Origin of the sequence: Microbacterium sp. LEMMJ01, assembly GCF_002114135.1 — a bacterium.
Lineage (GTDB): Bacteria > Actinomycetota > Actinomycetes > Actinomycetales > Microbacteriaceae > Microbacterium.
In genome coordinates this window covers 37,198-53,703 of the sequence record NZ_NCTV01000021.1, presented here as the reverse complement: position 1 = coordinate 53,703, position 16,506 = coordinate 37,198, and the positions used below count along the sequence as shown (strand labels likewise).

Annotated in this window: 17 protein-coding genes; 11 read left to right on the top strand and 6 right to left on the bottom strand. The window is 69.4% G+C overall.

What is annotated here, in order from left to right:
* Positions 1–10 precede the first annotated feature (10 nt).
* A complete protein-coding gene (locus B7W94_RS05290; RefSeq protein WP_025102675.1) occupies positions 11–1,207 on the top strand; it encodes an MFS transporter in 1,197 nt (398 codons plus the stop codon).
* A gap of 126 nt (positions 1,208–1,333) precedes the next feature.
* Here the strand turns inward: B7W94_RS05290 and B7W94_RS05285 are convergent, their stop codons facing one another.
* On the bottom strand, positions 1,334–2,299 hold the full coding sequence (locus B7W94_RS05285) for a helix-turn-helix domain-containing protein (RefSeq protein ID WP_253247388.1): 966 nt from the start codon (positions 2,297–2,299) through the stop codon (positions 1,334–1,336).
* A gap of 84 nt (positions 2,300–2,383) precedes the next feature.
* Between B7W94_RS05285 and B7W94_RS05280 the strand changes: the two genes are divergently transcribed.
* Entirely contained in the window at positions 2,384–2,845 is a 462-nt protein-coding gene (locus B7W94_RS05280; protein ID WP_085605135.1) for a DUF3817 domain-containing protein, read from the top strand.
* A 33-nt stretch (positions 2,846–2,878) separates the two neighbouring features.
* On the opposite strand, the gene B7W94_RS05275 is transcribed toward B7W94_RS05280, so the two are convergent.
* Positions 2,879–3,682, bottom strand: a complete 804-nt coding sequence (locus B7W94_RS05275; RefSeq protein WP_085605132.1) for a MerR family transcriptional regulator — start codon at positions 3,680–3,682, stop codon at positions 2,879–2,881.
* Positions 3,683–3,892: 210 nt separating this feature from the next.
* On the opposite strand from B7W94_RS05275, the gene dnaK reads away from it, so the two are divergent.
* The 6 genes from dnaK to B7W94_RS05245 all read left to right on the top strand — a co-directional run bounded on the left by dnaK (position 3,893) and on the right by B7W94_RS05245 (position 9,178).
* On the top strand, positions 3,893–5,755 hold the full coding sequence (gene dnaK, locus B7W94_RS05270; RefSeq protein WP_085605129.1) for a molecular chaperone DnaK: 1,863 nt from the start codon (positions 3,893–3,895) through the stop codon (positions 5,753–5,755).
* A 2-nt stretch (positions 5,756–5,757) separates the two neighbouring features.
* Positions 5,758–6,402, top strand: coding sequence for a nucleotide exchange factor GrpE (locus B7W94_RS05265; RefSeq protein ID WP_085605125.1), 645 nt, complete (start codon positions 5,758–5,760; stop codon positions 6,400–6,402).
* A gap of 7 nt (positions 6,403–6,409) precedes the next feature.
* The gene (locus tag B7W94_RS05260) at positions 6,410–7,393 is read left to right on the top strand and encodes a DnaJ C-terminal domain-containing protein (protein ID WP_085605121.1); all 984 of its coding nucleotides are present in this window, start codon (positions 6,410–6,412) and stop codon (positions 7,391–7,393) included.
* A gap of 94 nt (positions 7,394–7,487) precedes the next feature.
* A complete protein-coding gene (locus B7W94_RS05255; RefSeq protein WP_062637270.1) occupies positions 7,488–7,901 on the top strand; it encodes a heat shock protein transcriptional repressor HspR in 414 nt (137 codons plus the stop codon).
* A 47-nt stretch (positions 7,902–7,948) separates the two neighbouring features.
* Positions 7,949–8,608 (top strand): GntR family transcriptional regulator, encoded by a 660-nt coding sequence (locus tag B7W94_RS05250; protein ID WP_025102667.1) that lies wholly within the window; start codon positions 7,949–7,951, stop codon positions 8,606–8,608.
* Between the two features lie 126 nt (positions 8,609–8,734).
* Positions 8,735–9,178: a DoxX family protein gene (locus B7W94_RS05245; RefSeq protein WP_085605118.1), complete on the top strand. Its 444-nt coding sequence runs from the start codon at positions 8,735–8,737 to the stop codon at positions 9,176–9,178.
* 4 nt (positions 9,179–9,182) lie between these two features.
* On the opposite strand, the gene B7W94_RS05240 is transcribed toward B7W94_RS05245, so the two are convergent.
* The 4 genes from B7W94_RS05240 to B7W94_RS05225 are packed head-to-tail and all read right to left on the bottom strand — an operon-like array spanning position 9,183 to position 13,035.
* On the bottom strand, positions 9,183–9,614 hold the full coding sequence (locus B7W94_RS05240) for an ATP-binding protein (protein WP_025102665.1): 432 nt from the start codon (positions 9,612–9,614) through the stop codon (positions 9,183–9,185).
* On the bottom strand, positions 9,604–9,936 hold the full coding sequence (locus B7W94_RS05235; protein ID WP_025102664.1) for an STAS domain-containing protein: 333 nt from the start codon (positions 9,934–9,936) through the stop codon (positions 9,604–9,606). The genes B7W94_RS05240 and B7W94_RS05235 overlap by 11 nt, the downstream gene beginning before the upstream one ends.
* Positions 9,920–11,884, bottom strand: coding sequence for a glycosyltransferase family 2 protein (locus B7W94_RS05230; protein ID WP_085605115.1), 1,965 nt, complete (start codon positions 11,882–11,884; stop codon positions 9,920–9,922). Before B7W94_RS05230 ends, B7W94_RS05235 begins: the two co-directional genes overlap by 17 nt.
* Positions 11,881–13,035 carry a PP2C family protein-serine/threonine phosphatase gene (locus tag B7W94_RS05225; protein ID WP_085605112.1) on the bottom strand — a complete coding sequence of 385 codons (1,155 nt, stop codon included), beginning with the start codon at positions 13,033–13,035 and terminating at the stop codon, positions 11,881–11,883. The genes B7W94_RS05230 and B7W94_RS05225 overlap by 4 nt, the downstream gene beginning before the upstream one ends.
* Before the next feature lie 199 nt (positions 13,036–13,234).
* Between B7W94_RS05225 and B7W94_RS05220 the strand changes: the two genes are divergently transcribed.
* The 3 genes from B7W94_RS05220 to B7W94_RS05210 are packed head-to-tail and all read left to right on the top strand — an operon-like array spanning position 13,235 to position 16,499.
* Positions 13,235–14,155: a carbohydrate ABC transporter permease gene (locus tag B7W94_RS05220; RefSeq protein ID WP_085605109.1), complete on the top strand. Its 921-nt coding sequence runs from the start codon at positions 13,235–13,237 to the stop codon at positions 14,153–14,155.
* Positions 14,155–15,108: a carbohydrate ABC transporter permease gene (locus B7W94_RS05215; protein WP_139833262.1), complete on the top strand. Its 954-nt coding sequence runs from the start codon at positions 14,155–14,157 to the stop codon at positions 15,106–15,108. The genes B7W94_RS05220 and B7W94_RS05215 overlap by 1 nt, the downstream gene beginning before the upstream one ends.
* 26 nt (positions 15,109–15,134) lie before the next feature.
* Positions 15,135–16,499, top strand: coding sequence for an extracellular solute-binding protein (locus B7W94_RS05210; RefSeq protein ID WP_085605106.1), 1,365 nt, complete (start codon positions 15,135–15,137; stop codon positions 16,497–16,499).
* The last annotated feature ends 7 nt before the right edge of the window (positions 16,500–16,506 follow it).

The window sequence follows — 16,506 nt, the reverse complement described above, 5'->3', positions numbered from 1 at the left end:
GTCTGGAAGCATGACCACGACCGCCCCCGTCCCGACCCTGCCGACCACCCGCGTCGACCGCATCCGCTACGGCGGACTCATCGCCCTCATGGTGATGGGCTTCCTGCTGGTGACCGCCGAGTTCCTCCCCAACGGAGTGCTCACCGAGATGGCGGACGGTCTCGGGGTGACCCCCGGCCAGGCCGGGCAGACCGTCACCGTCACCGCGCTCGTCGGGCTCTTCGTCGCCCCGACCGTCGGCCTCGTGTTCCCCCGTCTGGACCGTCGGTCGCTGCTGGTGTGGATGGCGCTCGCCGCGGCCGTGTCGAACCTCGTGGTCGCGATCGCGCCGAACCTCGTGGTCGTGCTGCTGGCACGGTTCCTGCTGGGAGCGGCGATCAGCGCCTACTGGACGATGTCGATCACGGTCGCCGCGCGGCTCGCAGGGCCGGAGCACCTCGGTCGCGGGGTGATGTTCACCTCCGCCGGCGTCTCGCTCGCCACGGTCGCCGGCGTCCCGCTCGGGGTCATGCTGAGCGAGGTCGTCGACTGGCGCGCCGTCTTCGCGATCGCGGGAGTGCTCATGGTGGTGCTGGCCGTGGCCCTGCGATGGGCGCTGCCGACCGTCCCGGCCGAGCGGGCGTCGAGCCTGCGTCTGCTCGTCGACACGGTGCGGCGTCCGGGCATCGGACTCGGGATGGTCGGACACGTGCTCGTCGTGCTCGGCCACTTCCTCGCCTACACCTACGTCCGCCTCGCGCTGGAGCGCATCCCGGACGTGGACGCCTCGACGATCGTCGTGCTGCTGGCGCTGTTCGGCGTGGGAGGCCTCCTCGGCAACCTCTCCATCGGCCTCGTGATCGACCGCTCCTTCGCCTTCTTCGCGGTGTTCGCGCCGCTGGTGATCTCGGCCGCCGTGCTGTCGATGGTGCTCTTCTCCGGATCGATCATCGGCATCGGTGCGGTCGTGCTCCTCTGGGGCTTCTTCTTCTCGTCGTGGCTGATCGTCGTGAACACCTGGGTGGGCCACCGCATGCCGGACCGCCTGGAGGCCGGGGGGAGCCTGGTGGTCGTCGGGTTCCAGGGCGCGATCACTCTCGCGGCCGGCGTGGGCGGACTCCTCGTCGACACGCTGAGCATCGAACTCGTCTACACCATCGGTGCGGTCTCGCTCCTCGCCGGTGCCGTGCTGTTCGGCCTCTCGAACCGCCGCAGCTCCCGCCCCTGACCTCGTGCCCGCCCGGGCTCGACTTCGGAGCAGGCCGACGACACGCCGTCCCCTCGGGCTCGGGGCCGGCGTGTCGCCCCGGATCTCCGAATCCGTGCCCGCCCGCAGGGGGAACAGGTCGTGGGATCAGGCAGGAACGAGGGAGTGCGAGGCGCGCCAGGAGGAGGGCGTCATCCCCGTCCGGCGGCGGAAAGCACGGCTGAACCCCTCGTCCGAGGCATAGCCGAGCTCGCGCGAGACGCTCGAGACGGACTGCCCGGCCTGGAGCATCCGCTTCGCGGCGTCGACCCGCACCTCGGTCACATAGTCGGCGGGGGAGCGGCCCACGGCCAGGCGGAACCGCTCCGCGAAGGCCGAGCGCGACATGGCGCCGACGGCGGCCAGGCGCTCGACGGTCCAGTCCCGTCCCGGCTGCTCGTGGATGGCGTCCACCACGCGGTCGAGGAAGGGGTCCTTCGACAGCGAGGGCCACCCCGCGGGCGCACAGCCGTTGGCCGCCCAGGCCCGGATGACCGAGAGCAGCACGGTGGTCGCCATCATCCGACAGATCAACGGGTCTCCCTGGCGCACCGGGCACGCGGGCGCATCGACCACGCCCATGTTCTCGGCGAGGGCGGCGGCGGCCGGCTCCAGCGCGTCGAACCCGGTCACCGCGAGGAAGGGCGGCAGGAGCGCGGGGAGGGGAGAGGCGGTGTCCGCGAGCTCGATGTCGACGACGAGGAGCGTGGTGTCGGCATCGGCCTCCAGTGCGAAGGTGTCGCCGCGGAGCAGGAGGAAGGCGTCGCCGGCGACAAGTCGGTCGCGGCGTCCGGGCTCCTCGACCGTGAGCTGCTGCGAGTCACGGTCCACGTCGACGCGGCAGCCCGTGCCCAGAGGCGGATGCCCATGCACGGCGCCGTCGGCGAGGTAGACGAGGGTGATCCGGCCAGGCGGCAGCGGGAGGAGTCCTCCGGGGGTCAGCCGCACGCGGCGGGCGATCCCCACCCGCAGGTCCACCGTGCCGAGCACAGCGGACAGCGCATCCGCGTCCGCCGTCACCATGCCTTCGGCAACGTCGGCTGCCGTCCCCCTATTCCCCTTCGAATCGCTCACCTTGCTCCATTTCGACGCCGGATGGGGCCAAGTGGGCGATTCGAAGCGGGATACGCTGGAGGGGTACCCCACCCGAGGAGTTCCGTGTTCCGCACCCCTGGCCGCCTGTACCGTGTCCTCGCGATCGCGGAGGCGATCACCTGGACCCTCCTCATCGCAGCGATCATCGCCCGCGCCGTCGGAGCCCCCGGAGTCGTGGTGACGGTCGGCGGCGGTATCCACGGGTTCGTGTTCCTCGCCTACGCCGCGACCGCCGTCCTCGTCGCGCTCAACCAGCGGTGGCACCCGGGCGTCGGTGTGCTGGCGGTCCTCAGCGCCGTCGTGCCGTACGCCACCATCCCGATGGAGATCTGGCTGCATCGCACCGGCCGTCTTCGGGGCGACTGGCGACTCGACGCCACCGACGACCCGCGTGACCGCCGCTGGTACGACCGCCTGATGCGCTGGTTCCTCCGTCGCCCCTGGGTGCTCGCGGTGCTGCTGGTCGTGGGCATCGTCGCGCTGTACGTGATCCTGCTGCTGGTCGGCCCGCCCGGGGGCAAGTGACCCCCGCGTCGCCCCGTCTGCGCGGCATCCGCGTCAGCGGCGCGCGACGGGCTGCTGGAGTTCCGTGACCCAGTCCGACTGGTCCTCCCCGACGGCGCGGACGTAGAGCTCCCGACAGGGCCCGGCGTGCACGAGGCCGCGCGCGACCACCTCGGTGTGGATGGCGTGCCAGCTCTCCGCGATCCGCTCCATCGAACCGAGGTGTACCCCGCAGACGGCGTCCTCCTCGACGGGGAGTTCGATGATCTCGATCCCGTCGGCGGCGGGGCCGGAGTAGGAGTATCCGGCGACGACCTCCATCCCGTCCGGCAGCGTCCGGTACTGGGCGATCGGGGTGGTGAGGGCGCCGCATTCGTCTCCGATGACCTCGGCCACGGCGTCGAAGGAGGGGCCCACGACCTCGGCGACCGCCGGCTGCTCGGCGACGACGGTGCGCACGGCCGCCAGGCGCACGGCGGGGAGGGGTTTCTGGACGATCTCGATCTGCGACATGTGCTTCTCCTTCTCGATGAGGTGGAGGCGCCGCTCCACATCGACGAGTCGCGCGGCGGCGAGCCGGTGCTCCTGCTCCACCTCGGCACGCCGGATGCGCAGGAGGGCCGCGATCCGGTCGGCGTCGACACCCTGGGCGAGGATCGCCGAGATGTCGTCGAGGCCGAAGCCGAGCTGACGCAGGGCGACGATCCGGTGCAGGCGCTCGAGCTGCGACGGGTCGTACGACCGGTAGCCGGTGAACTCGTCCACGTGGGCGGGTACGAGCAGCCCGGCCGTGTCCCAGTGCCGGAGCATCCGGTGGGTCACCTGGCCGATCTGCGCGAACGCTCCGATGGACAACATGTCTCTGTTCTCCCGTCTGACACCGTGTGAGAGTCAAGCATGGCGGCTCGCGGACACCTGACGGCCCGGCGAAAAACTTGAGCCTGTTCATATCAAGTTCATTTGACAGCGTTTCGGCCCCGGCGTACACTTGAGCCATCGCGACTCAGGTTTCCCTGATCGCCGCAGGTTTCCAGACCACTACAGACTTCCCAACAAAGGAGAGAACACATGGCACGTGCTGTCGGTATCGACCTCGGAACCACCAACTCCGTCGTCAGCGTCCTCGAGGGTGGCGAGCCCAAGGTCATCGCCAACGCCGAGGGCTTCCGCACGACCCCTTCGGTCGTCGCCTTCACCAAGGACGGGGAGGTGCTCGTCGGCGAGACCGCGAAGCGCCAGGCCGTCACCAACGTCGACCGGACGATCGCGTCGGTCAAGCGCCACATGGGCACCGACTGGAGCTTCGACGTCGACGGCAAGAAGTGGACGCCGCAGGAGATCTCCGCGCGCATCCTCCAGAAGCTCAAGCGCGACGCCGAGTCCTACCTCGGCGACACCGTGACCGACGCCGTCATCACGGTTCCGGCGTACTTCAACGACGCCGAGCGTCAGGCCACCAAGGAGGCCGGTGAGATCGCGGGCCTCAACGTGCTCCGCATCATCAACGAGCCGACCGCGGCCGCCCTGGCCTACGGCCTCGACAAGGGCAAGGAGGACGAGCTCATCCTCGTCTTCGACCTCGGTGGCGGAACGTTCGACGTCTCCCTCCTCGAGGTGGGCAAGGACGACGACTTCTCCACGATCCAGGTGCGCGCCACCGCCGGTGACAACCGTCTCGGTGGAGACGACTGGGACCAGCGTCTCGTCGACTACCTGATCAAGCAGTTCAAGGAGACCACGGGCGTCGACGTCTCAGGTGACAAGATCGCCCTGCAGCGCCTCAAGGAGGCCGCGGAGCAGGCGAAGAAGGAGCTCTCCAGCTCCACGTCCACGAGCATCAACCTCCCGTACCTGTCGCTGACCGACTCGGGTCCCGTCTCGCTCTCCGAGACCGTGACCCGCGCGAAGTTCGAGGACCTCACGAAGGACCTGCTCGACCGCACCAAGAAGCCCTTCGAGGACGTCATCCGCGAGGCCGGCATCAAGGTCTCCGACATCGACCACATCGTCCTCGTGGGTGGTTCGACCCGTATGCCCGCCGTCGCCGAGCTCGTCAAGCGCGAGACCGGCAAGGAAGCCAACAAGGGTGTGAACCCGGACGAGGTCGTCGCCGTCGGCGCCGCGCTGCAGGCCGGTGTCCTCAAGGGTGAGCGCAAGGACGTCCTGCTGATCGACGTCACCCCGCTCTCCCTCGGCATCGAGACCAAGGGCGGCATGATGACCAAGCTCATCGAGCGCAACACGGCCATCCCGACCAAGCGGAGCGAGACCTTCACCACGGCCGACGACAACCAGCCGTCCGTCGCGATCCAGGTCTTCCAGGGCGAGCGTGACTTCACGCGCGACAACAAGCCGCTCGGCACCTTCGAGCTCACCGGCATCGCGCCGGCTCCTCGCGGCATCCCGCAGATCGAGGTCACGTTCGACATCGACGCCAACGGCATCGTGCACGTGTCCGCGAAGGACAAGGGCACCGGCACCGAGAAGTCGATCGTCATCTCCGGCGGTTCGTCGCTGTCGAAGGAGGACATCGAGCGCATGGTGCGCGAGGCCGAGGAGCACGCCGCCGAGGACAAGGCGCGTCGTGAGGCTGCGGAGACCCGCAACCAGGCCGAGACCCTCGCCTACTCCATCGAGAAGCTCATCTCCGAGAACGAGGACAAGCTCCCCGAGGACGTGAAGACCGAGGTCAAGGCCGACGTCGATGCGCTCAAGACGGCACTGGCCGGCGACGACGACGAGGCCGTGAAGACCGCGTTCGAGAAGCTCAACCAGTCCCAGTCGAAGCTCGGCGAGGCGATCTACGCCTCCTCGCAGGCGGACGCCGCCGGCGCTTCGGCCGAGGGCGAGACCCCGACCGGTGACGCCCCCTCCTCGGACGAGGACGTCATCGACGCCGAGGTCATCGACGACGAGGACGAGAAGAAGTAATCATGACGGACAAGAACTTCGACGAGAACGAGGTTCCGGAGGGGTCGGATGCTCAGGCATCCGGCCCCGTGCCGCAGAACCACGACTCCCGCGAGGCGAAGGCCGCCGAGGGCTCCGACGAGACCCCGGTCGACGCGGCTCCCGAGGCGGAGGAAGGGCTGACGGTCGAGGACATCCTCGGTGCCGCGCAGACGGCGGATGCCGCCGCGGGCGACGCCGCGATCGCCGACGCCGAGAACGCCCTGCTGACCGACCTCAAGCGCCTGCAGGCCGAATACGCGAACTACCGCCGCCGTACGGAGGAGCAGCGCCAGATCGAGATCGAGCGCGCGAAGGGCGAGGCCGCCAAGGGGCTCATCCCCGTGCTCGACGACCTGGCCCGCGCCGAGCAGCACGGCGATCTGGTCGAGGGCAGCCCCTTCGCCGTGATCGCCGAGAAGGTGCGCGCGGTCGTGGAGCGCCTCGGCGTGGTCGCCTACGGCGAGAAGGGCGAGGAGTTCGACCCCCAGCGTCACGAGGCGATCTTCCAGCAGCCGACCCCCGGCACCTCGAAGACCACGGTGCTCGAGGTCGTCGAGGTGGGCTACCGCCTCGGCGAGGTCGAGCTGCGTCCTGCGAAGGTCGTCGTCGCCGTCCCTGCGGAGTAGGTGATCGATGGCCAGCCAGGATTGGTTCGACAAGGACTTCTACAAGACCCTCGGGGTCTCGAAGGACGTCAGCGACGCTGACCTGAAGAAGACGTACCGCAAGCTCGCGCGCAAGTATCACCCCGACTCCAATCAGGGCGATGCGAAGGCCGAGGCCAAGTTCAAGGAGATCAGCGAGGCGTACTCGGTGCTCTCCGACGCCGAGCAGCGCAAGGAGTACGACGAGATCCACGCCATGGGTTCGGGCGCTCGCTTCACGGCGAGCGGCTCGGGCGCCGGCGGGTTCGAAGACGTCTTCAGCCGGTTCGGACAGCAGGGGCGCGGCCAGACCGCCGACTTCGAGGACATCTTCGCGATGTTCAACCAGGGCCAGGGCAGCTCGTTCGGCGGTGGCCGGTTCGGGCAGCCGAGCGGCGGCTTCCGCGGCTTCGGCGGTCCGCAGCGCGGCGCCGACGTCACGGCCCGCACCACGCTGGACTTCAGCACCGCCGTGCAGGGCGAGACCATCACCCTGCAGGGAGAGGACGGCAAGCCGTTCAAGGTGAAGATCCCCGCGGGCGTCGCCGACGGGCAGAAGATCCGGCTGCGCGGCCGTGGTCGCCCCTCGCCGGACGGCGGGGAGAGCGGAGACATCGTGGTGCAGATCACGGTGCGTCCGCACCCGGTCTTCACGCGGGACGGCCTCAACCTCCGCGTGGTGGTCCCCGTGACCTTCACCGAGGCGACGCTGGGCGCGACCATCGAGGTCCCGACGCTCGGCGGCGACGTGGTGAAGCTGCGTGTGGCCCCCGGAACTCCGTCGGGCCGCGTGCTCCGCGTCAAGGGTCGGGGTGTCGCGACCGCGAAGGGGACCGGTGACCTGCTCGCCGAGCTCCAGGTCGCGGTGCCCACGCACCTCGACGACGCCGCGCGCGAGGCTCTCGAGCGGTTCCAGGAGCTGGAGCCGCAGGAGAATCCGCGGGCCGAGCTCATGGCGAAAGCCCGCCGTTGACGAGCACAGGCTTTCGCGTCGGGTCAGGCGCTTCCGGAAGGGAGTTGCCTGACCTGGCGCGGCGGCCTGACGTGAAATCAGGAAGGAAGGCGTGATGGACGCGGACACCCCGGTCTTCGCGATCGCCGCAGCCGCCAAGCTCTCCGGCCTGCACCCCCAGACCCTCCGTCAGTACGACCGGATCGGCCTCGTGGTGCCGGGGCGGACGCCCGGCGGCTCCCGTCGTTATTCTCACCGCAACATCGAGCAGTTGCGCGAGGTCGCCCAGCTCTCCTCCGAAGGGGTCAGTCTCCCCGCGATCGCCCGGCTCCTCGACCTGGAGGACGAGAACCGGATGCTGCGCGACCGTGTCGTCGCGCTGGAGAGCGCCCTCCGCGCCGAGCGCGAGAACCGTCCCGGCGTGCGGGTGTTCGCCGCCGGATCCGCGGGGGTCGTGCCCATGCCGACCGGCCGCCGCATCCGCCGCTCGACCGAGCTCGTGCTCTGGAGTCCGCGCTCCGGAGCCTGACCGCGCACCCCGGTGTGTATCCTGTCAACTGTTAACAGGAGGTCACCATGACGCAGACCGTCACGCGCGGGGAGTCGCTCGGAGCGCAGGTCGCGCGCGTGCTGCGCCAGCGCATCGTCCGAGGGGAGCTCGCGCCGGGGGCCCGGCTCACCGAAGAGGCCCTCGCCGAGGAGTTCGCCGTCAGCCGAGGTCCCGTGCGCGACGCCCTCACCCAGCTCAGCTTCGAGAAGCTCGTCGAGGTGCAGCGTCCCCGCGGCGTCTACATCGTGGGCCTCACGAGCGACGACGTCGACCAGCTCTACAGCCTCCGGGGCGCACTGGAGCAGCTCGCCCTCTCGCGGGCGATGCGGGTCGACGACGACGACCGATGGCAGCCGATGGCCGACGCCGTCCAGCGCATGGCCGAGGCCGCGGACGCGGGTGACCATGCCGCCTTCGTCACGGCCGACCTCGACTTCCACTCCCAGATCTACGCCCTCGCCGATCACCCGCGGCTGGAGGGCGCCTGGAACCAGTACCTGCCCACGTTCACGGCGCTGCTCGAGGTCACAATCAACCACGACGAAGACCTGCACGAGTCGTCGGACGATCACGTGAAGCTGCTCGACGTCATGCGCACGGGAGCTCCGGAGGACGCCGCCGCGGTCCTCTCGGCTCACCTCGACGGCGCCCGGGAGCGGATGCTCCACGAGGTCGGCTCCCGCTGAGGCCGCCCCGTCCGCGAACCCGAGGCGTTCAGCGGACGGAAAAGAACGATTCCTACCGTGGGGGCCAGGGCAAGAGCCCTGGTCCGCGCCCGCGCGGGTGTCCTGCCACGAAGGAAGAACCTCCTCATGACGAACACCACAGCCTCCGCCTCCTCCGCCTCGTCGCTCGGACTCCTCGTCCTGCGCATCGTCGTCGGCGCGATCTTCGCCGCCCACGGCGCCCAGAAGATCTTCGAGTTCACGATCCCCGGGACCATCGGCAGCTTCGCCGGCATGGGGGTCCCGCTCGCCGAGATCGCCGCGCCCGTCGTGGCCTTCCTCGAGCTCATCGGCGGGATCCTGCTGATCCTCGGACTGCTGACGCGTCCGGTCGGCATCCTCCTCGCCGTCGACATGCTGGTGGCCCTCGTGCTCGTGCACCTGCCCGCGGGCCTGTGGGTGACGGCCGGCGGCTACGAGTTCGTCGCGGTGCTCGGTGCCGCGGCTCTGGCGCTCGCGCTCATGGGGGCGGGGCGCTACTCCATCGACGCCGCGGCACTCCGCGGACGCGCGCCGGCCTGGCTCGCCTGACGGGTCAGCCGCCCGCCTCGCGCGCCGGATCCACGCGCCGGACGAGGACCCAGGTGTTGCCGAGATCGGTGACCGTGTGGGTGAACTCGTCGAGCGCCGCCTGCGACAGCGCGAGGCCGCGTCCGCTCTCCGCCTCCTCGCCGGGCATCGACACGGCGTCCCAGTCGATCGGTGCCGGCGGGGCGGTGTCGCGGATGTAGGCGCGCAGCTCCTCCGCCGTCACGCGGACGTCGATGCTCAGCACGACGTCCGCGTGCTCGTTGTGCTGTGCGACGTTGGTCGTGACCTCGCTCAGCGCGAGGGTGAACAGCACCTGGTCCTGCGCCGGTACCTCCGGAGCCTGAGTCCAGAGCCGGTCGAGCTCGTCGAGGGCGCGGTCGACGAGGGCGAGCCCGGCGGGCCCGTCGATGTGGAAGGCCCGGATGTCAGCGTCCATCGAACGCCGATTCCGGCGTCGGGTAGTCGCGGAGCACGCGATCCAGGTTGGTGAGGTGGAGGACGGTGCGCACGGCCTCGGGGACGGCGGCGATGCGCAGATCGCCGCCGGCCACCCGGGCGCTCTTGAGGCCGCCCACCAGGGCGCCGAGGCCCGAGGAATCGACGAACTCGGTGCCGCTGAGGTCGATCGCGATGCGCGGCTGCCCGGCGGCGACGAGGTCGCTCACCGCGTTGCGCAGCAACGGCGCCCCCGAGGCGGTCAGGCGCCCCGTGATCGCGACGACGGCGTAGCCGTCCCTGGTGTCAGTGCTGACGTTCATTCGACTCCTTCTCGAGGACCTGCGCGGCGGGACCGCGATAGCGCGCCGCCTGGATGATGACGCTGAGGACGACCAGGTCGTACAGGACCCAGGCGGTGTTGACGAGGGTGCCGGTGCCGTCGCCCGTGCCGACGATGACCCGGGCGACCCCGATGACGAGGGCGACTACGAGTACGACCATGGCGGTGAGCTGCGGCCAGATCTCGCGCCAGGGGACGCCGCGCGGATCCCGGCCGTCCTTCCTGGTCACGGCGAAGGACAGCGGCCGGCCGAGCACGACGTTGGCGAATGCCGTCCAGCACGCGCGGATCCACACGGGGAACAGCGCGAGCGAGTACTGCTGACCTCGCCAGGTCTTCACCCCCTTCGCGACCACGAGGAACAGAGCCTGGTTGACGAGGAAGTACGGCAGGAACCGCACGAAGAAGTCGACCGACCAGGCGGTGACGGGAAGCACCCCGAACACGAGATAGATCACGGGCGCCGCGAGGTATACGATCGCGGCGAAGCCGGAGAGGTAGCTCCACATCGTCGCGAAGTACATGAGGCGCTGCCCCACCGAGAGTCCGCGCTTGGCCAGGGGGTTGTCGCGCAGCATCACCTGCAGCGTCCCCTGGGCCCACCGCAGCCGCTGCGTGAGCATCGTCCGGAGGTCTTCCGGGGCGAGGCCGTGCGCCAGGATCTCGTGGTGGTAGACGCTCTTCCAACCGAGGGCGTGCAGCTGCATCGCGGTCGCCATGTCCTCCGTCACCGAGATCGTGGCGAGGGGGAGGATCGGCTGGGCCTCATCGGCCCGGTCGAGGCGGAGCGCGTCGAGCAGTCCGCGGACGGCCTCGACGGCGGTGAGGGGGGAGAGGTCCGAGGCGGCCAGAGCGTCGAGCCCGGCCTCGTCCACGATCACCTGCCCGAGCTCGGCGTCGTGCTGCACCGGCAGGGATTCGATCACGGCGAGGTCGGCGCGGATGCCCTCCAGGTCGTGCGCCACGAGGATGCGGGAGGCGTCGTCGACCGCTGCGCCCACGCGGGCGGCGACCTCGGCGACCGACGTACCCGCGGCGAGCTCCTTGCGTCCGCGGGCGATCGCGATGCGCAGCGCGCCGAGCTCGGTGGCGAGCGCGGGGTCGGTCGCGGCCTCGGCCTCGCGGGCGATCAGCGCCTCGGAGGTCTTGAGCGCCCGTGCGGCGGAGTCGGTCACGTTCCGCACGTATCCCACGATGCCGAGCTGCATGAGCGCCTCGCGGCGGAGCACGGCGTTCGACCCGCAGAAGAAGGCCGCGTTCCAGCCGTCCTTCCCCTGCTGGATCGGCCCGTAGAACAGCGGCGCCTGGCTGCCGAGCGGGTCGGCCTCGTCGACGTTCACGAACCACTGCGGCGTCTGCACGAGGGCGACTTCAGGATCATCGGCGAAGTAGCCGAGTGTGCGGTGCAGGATCAGCGGGTCGGGCACCTGGTCGGCGTCGAGGATGAGGAGGAACTCGCCGTCGGTCTGGAAGAGCGCGCTGTTGAGGTTGCCGGCCTTGGCATGCCGGGGCTTGCCCGTCCAGTCCTCGGAGCGGGTGAGATAGCCGACGCCCGCGGCCCTGGCCTCGGCCTCGAGTTCGGGGCGGGAGCCGTCGTCGAGGATCCAGGTGGAGTGCGGATAGGCGATCCGCTTCGCCGCCCTGGCCGTCGTCATGACGAGCTCGATCGGCTCGTCGTAGGTCGTGATGAACACGTCGACGGTGCCCTGCGGCGGCGATACCGGTGCCGGGCGCTCCTTCGCGCGCCACATCGTGAGACAGAAGAGGAACGTGTCGATGAGACTGTAGGTCTCGGCGATCACGAGCGGCACCGCGATCCACCAGGCCGACCAGTTCACCGACTCCAGCCACCGCCACGCGACGTAGTTCACGCCGAGCAGGACCGAGAGGAGTGCGAGGACACGGATCGTCGCGAACCGCGCGGTCATGTGTCCCTCCGCACGACGACGACCGTGATGTCGTCGGTCGCGCGCTCGTCGTTCGCGAGCCGCAGAGCCTCGCCGACAGCACCGCCGGGGCCCATCTCTGCGAGGACGCGCTCGACGTGGCCGAACGGGTCGTCTGGATCGAGCACGTCGAGGAGTCCATCACTGCAGCAGATGAAGGCATCGCCCGGTTCCAGGCGGGTGGTCACCGGAACCCGGGGGTCGACGAGGCCCATGCCCATGCCGAGGGGCAGGTTCGTGGAGCGCAGCGGCGTCCACGACCCGTCCGCCCGGACGACGAAAGCGAGGCTGTGGCCGGCGTCGATGACCTCGAGGTCTCCCGTCTCCGGCTGCAGCTCGGCGACGACGGCCGTGACGAACATCGACGTGTCCGCGAGATCGTCCTCGAGCAGGCGGTCCACCTCGATGACGGCGTCGGACAGCGAGCGCTCCGGCGCCGTCCGCAGGGAGGCGCGCACCGTGGCCGCGACCAGCGCCGGACCCGTGCCCTTGCCCATCGCGTCGGCGAGGGTCACGCGCAGGGCCTCCCCGTGGCGTGAGAAGTCGTAGTAGTCCCCGGCGAGCGTTCCCCGTGGGGCGGCGCCGGCGGCGATCGTGTACCCGTCGATCTCCGGGTGCACTCGCGGGCGCAGAGCCCGCTGCACCACGGCGGCGTGGTCGACGTCGGCGTCCTGTGCCAGCTCCGTCTGCACCCAGAACGCGAGGTCGCGCAGGAGGTCCTGCTGGGCGTCGGTGAAGGTGTGCGGCTCCGTGTCGAGCACGCACAGCGTCCCGACCGGCTCGCCGCCCGGCGCGTGCAGCGGATGGGCCGCATAGAAGCGGAGGTGCGGATCGCCGGTCACGAACGGGTTCTCGGCGAAGAGGTCGGTCGTGCTCGCGTCCTCCACCACCACCGTCCGGTCCTGCGACACGGTGTAGTCGCAGAACGAGTCCTGGCGCGGTGCCTCGTTCCCCCCGAGGCCGATCTGCGATTTGCGCCACTGCCGGTCGCGGTCGATCAGCGAGACGCTGACCATCGGCACGCCGAACATCTCCTTCGCCAGTCGTGCCACCCGATCCACCCGCTCATCGGGTGGTGTGTCAAGGATCCCCAGTTCCTCGAGCGCTGCCTGTCGCCGTCGCTCGTCGAACATTCCCCCGGCCCTCCTCCGTGTTTATTCCCCTCATCCTAGGGAGGAACCGCAGCAGGGGCACCAGGGCGTCAACGCGGCATTCAGGCGAACCACAGGAAACGGTTCTGCGCAAGCCCCGCGGAGAACCGCTTCTCCGGATCTAGCATCGCGCCAGGACGGGAGCGCCGTGTCTGCACGTCCTCGGAAAGGAGGCAGGTGGATGCCGCTCAAGACCCGCCAGCGGGACCGGTACAACCGCCGGGAGGCCCTCGCCGGCTATCTCTTCATCTCGCCCTGGCTCATCGGATTCCTCATCTTCACGGCCGGCGCGATGGTCTACAGCCTGTACATCTCGTTCAGCAGCTATAACCTCGCCACGAACAGCGCCCGCCCGGTCGGCATCGACAACTACGCCAACCTCTTCGAGGACCCGCGGGTGGGCGTCTCGCTCGCGAACACGCTGTTCTACGTGGTGATGGCGGTGCCGCTGGAGATCGTGTTCGCGCTGATCCTCGCCCTGCTGCTCAACCGCGTCGGGCGGGGTGCGGGTGCCTTCCGCGTGCTCTACTACCTGCCGAAGATGACGCCGGCCGTCGCGACCGCGGCGGTGTTCTTCCTCCTCCTGAACGGCAACTCCGGGGCGATCAACCAATTCCTCCGGGTGTTCGGCATCCAGGGGCCGCAGTGGCTCGTCGACCCCGCGTGGGTCAAGCCGAGCATCGTGATCATGACGCTGTGGACCGTCGCGGGGACCATGGTGATCTTCCTCGCGGCGCTGAAGAACGTGCCCGTCGAGCTGTACGAGGTGGCCTCGCTCGACGGGGCAGGACCGATCAGGAAGTTCTTCTCGATCACCCTCCCGATGATCTCGGGGGCGATGTTCTTCAACGTCATCGTGCTGTCGATCGCCGCGTTCCAGATCTTCGACCAGGCGTACCTGCTGTTCTGGCGGGATCAGAGCAATTCGTCACCGGAGGCCTCCCTCTTCTACGCGATCTACCTGTTCCAGCAGGCGTTCCGGCAGTTCAACTTCGGCTTCGCGGCGGCGATGGCGTGGCTGCTCTTCGTCATCATCATGATCATCACGCTCATCCAGGTGAAGGTCGGCAACCGCTTCGTCTACTACGAGGGAGACCGCTGATGTCCCAGACCCTGCGTCAGGTCCCCGTCGAGGCGGAGCCCGAGAAGGCCCCAGGCACGTTCACGACCACCGTCGCCACCCGTTCGCGCTGGCGACGGCGCCTGCGGCAGCCGAAGAGCCTCGTCGCCCGGATCGTGCTGAACGTCATCCTCGTGTTGTTCGCGCTGCTGTTCCTGTACCCCTTCGCGTGGCTCATCGCGGCGAGCTTCAAGCCGCGGGGAGAGGTGTTCGACAACGCCCTCATCCCGAAGACGTTCGTGCCGGAGAACTACGTCGAGGTGTGGAATCAGCTCCCGTTGCTGAACTGGATGGGCAACAGCATCGCCATCGCGCTGCTCGCCGCCGGTGCCGTCGCGATCTCCAGCTCGATCGTGGCGTTCGGGTTCGCTTACTTCCGCTTCCCGGGGCGCGGCCTGCTGTTCGGCCTCGTGCTCGCGACGATGATGCTCCCCGGCGCGGTGACGATGATCCCGATCTACCTCATCTGGAAGGAGACCGGACTCCTCGGCACCTGGGTGCCGCTGTGGGGCATGAACCTCTTCGGCTCGGCCTTCTACATCTTCCTGCAGCGTCAGTTCTTCCTCGGCCTGCCGCGGGAGCTGTTCGAGGCGGCGCGGCTCGACGGGGCCAGCGCCTGGGGACTGTTTTGGCGGATCGCGATGCCGCTGTCGATCCCGTCGTTCGTCATCGTGTTCCTGTTCGAGTTCCAGGCCAGTTGGAACAACCTGCAGGCCGCCCTCATCTACCTCAACGCCGGATCGGTGGACGAGTTCACCGCGCCGCTCGGCATCGCGTACGCCATGACCAAGTACAGCCCCACCGCGGGCGGTCACGGCGACTACCAGTACGTCATGGTCGCCTCCCTCCTGGTGACCCTCCCGATGCTCATCCTCTTCGCCTTCGGGCAGCGCGCCTTCATCGAGGGCGTCGCGACCCAGGGGCGCAAGGGATGACGAACCACAGATCGAAAGGAGCAGTCATGCGCACACGCATGCTGGGAATCACCGCGGTCGCCGCGGCATCCGTCCTCGTCCTCGCCGGGTGCGGCGGGGGAGGGGGAGACGACCAGGCGGCCGACGCCGACTTCGGGGCGGAGCCGAGCGGCACGCTGAAGGCGTGGGGCTTCGAGAACGCCGACGACGTCGGCACCTCGCGCATGGACTACGCCGCCGAGCAGCTGAAGGACGTCGAGGTCGACCTCGACGCGACGGCCTTCGACGCGCAGAAGTTCACCACCCGCATCGCGAGCGGTGACGTGCCCGACGTGGTGCAGATGGATCGCCGGTACGTGACCACGTATGCCGCGCAGGACCTCATCATGCCGCTCGACGAGTGCTTCGCGGCGCAGGACGTCTCGCCGCGCGACCACTGGTATCCCTTCGTCGTCGACGACGTCACCTACGACGACGCGGTGTGGGCGGTGCCGCAGTTCTACCAGCCGCCGGCGATCCTGCTGAACAAGGCCGTGCTCGACGAGGCGGGGGTGACGGCGGACGAGATCGACACCTCGAAGCCCGACGTGCTGCTCAGCGCGATCGAGAAGATGTACCAAGAGTCCGGCGGTGTGCCCACGCGGCTCGGTTTCGACCCGGTCGCGACCGGTCAGGCCGGGCTGTGGATCCTCGGCATGGGCGGCCAGCTCAACGATGACAAGGGGGCGCCCACCCTGGACGACCCCAGCAACGTGGCCGGCATCGAGATGCTCAAGCAGATCACCGACGCGCAGGGCGGCTTCGCGGCCGTCAAGAGCTTCAGCGACTCGTTCGACGCCTTCGGCGACCAGAACCAGTTCGTCGCCCAGCAGGTCGGGGCGCAGGTGAACGCGCAGTGGTACCCGAACGTGCTGAGCCCGTACGCCGACCAGATCGACCTCGAGGCCGTGCCGTTCCGGAACGCCGACGGGGAGCCGTTCTCGGTCGCCTCCGGCACCGCGTTCGTGATCCCGGCCGGCGCGGAGAACCCCGCGGCGGCGTGCGCGTGGATGGTGAACCTCACCTCCGACGACGCGTGGAATGCGGCGGGCGAGGCGCGTGCCGAGACCCTGAAGACCGACGGCGGGATCAACACCGGGCTGTTCACCGGGTCGCCGTCCGCCGACCAGTCCATCCGCGAGACCTTCGTCACCGACAGCGGCAACGCCGGCTTCGACCAGGTCATCTCCACCTACTACGACGTGGTGGACTACGGGCAGTCGTTCGGCTCCTCCCCGGCGGGCCAGGAGATCCAGAACGAGCTCAACAACGCCATCACGGCGGCGCTGCTCGGGGACAAGTCGCCGGAGGACGCGCTGAAGGAGGCGCAGGAGGCGGCGATGCGCGCGTACGAGAACGCCACGGCCGGCTAGTCCGGAG

Excerpts from the sequence above, each read along its gene's own strand:
- B7W94_RS05225 (WP_085605112.1), bottom strand. The coding sequence starts at position 13,035 with ATGTTCGACGAGCGACGGCGACAGGCAGCGCTCGAGGAACTGGGGATC.
- B7W94_RS05250 (WP_025102667.1), top strand. The coding sequence starts at position 7,949 with ATGACGCAGACCGTCACGCGCGGGGAGTCGCTCGGAGCGCAGGTCGCG.
- B7W94_RS05220 (WP_085605109.1), top strand. The coding sequence starts at position 13,235 with ATGCCGCTCAAGACCCGCCAGCGGGACCGGTACAACCGCCGGGAGGCC.
- B7W94_RS05265 (WP_085605125.1), top strand. The coding sequence starts at position 5,758 with ATGACGGACAAGAACTTCGACGAGAACGAGGTTCCGGAGGGGTCGGAT.
- B7W94_RS05230 (WP_085605115.1), bottom strand. The coding sequence starts at position 11,884 with ATGACCGCGCGGTTCGCGACGATCCGTGTCCTCGCACTCCTCTCGGTC.
- B7W94_RS05275 (WP_085605132.1), bottom strand. The coding sequence starts at position 3,682 with ATGTTGTCCATCGGAGCGTTCGCGCAGATCGGCCAGGTGACCCACCGG.
- B7W94_RS05290 (WP_025102675.1), top strand. The coding sequence starts at position 11 with ATGACCACGACCGCCCCCGTCCCGACCCTGCCGACCACCCGCGTCGAC.
- B7W94_RS05255 (WP_062637270.1), top strand. The coding sequence starts at position 7,488 with ATGGACGCGGACACCCCGGTCTTCGCGATCGCCGCAGCCGCCAAGCTC.
- B7W94_RS05260 (WP_085605121.1), top strand. The coding sequence starts at position 6,410 with ATGGCCAGCCAGGATTGGTTCGACAAGGACTTCTACAAGACCCTCGGG.
- B7W94_RS05210 (WP_085605106.1), top strand. The coding sequence starts at position 15,135 with ATGCGCACACGCATGCTGGGAATCACCGCGGTCGCCGCGGCATCCGTC.
- B7W94_RS05215 (WP_139833262.1), top strand. The coding sequence starts at position 14,155 with ATGTCCCAGACCCTGCGTCAGGTCCCCGTCGAGGCGGAGCCCGAGAAG.
- dnaK (WP_085605129.1), top strand. The coding sequence starts at position 3,893 with ATGGCACGTGCTGTCGGTATCGACCTCGGAACCACCAACTCCGTCGTC.
- B7W94_RS05245 (WP_085605118.1), top strand. The coding sequence starts at position 8,735 with ATGACGAACACCACAGCCTCCGCCTCCTCCGCCTCGTCGCTCGGACTC.
- B7W94_RS05240 (WP_025102665.1), bottom strand. The coding sequence starts at position 9,614 with ATGGACGCTGACATCCGGGCCTTCCACATCGACGGGCCCGCCGGGCTC.
- B7W94_RS05235 (WP_025102664.1), bottom strand. The coding sequence starts at position 9,936 with ATGAACGTCAGCACTGACACCAGGGACGGCTACGCCGTCGTCGCGATC.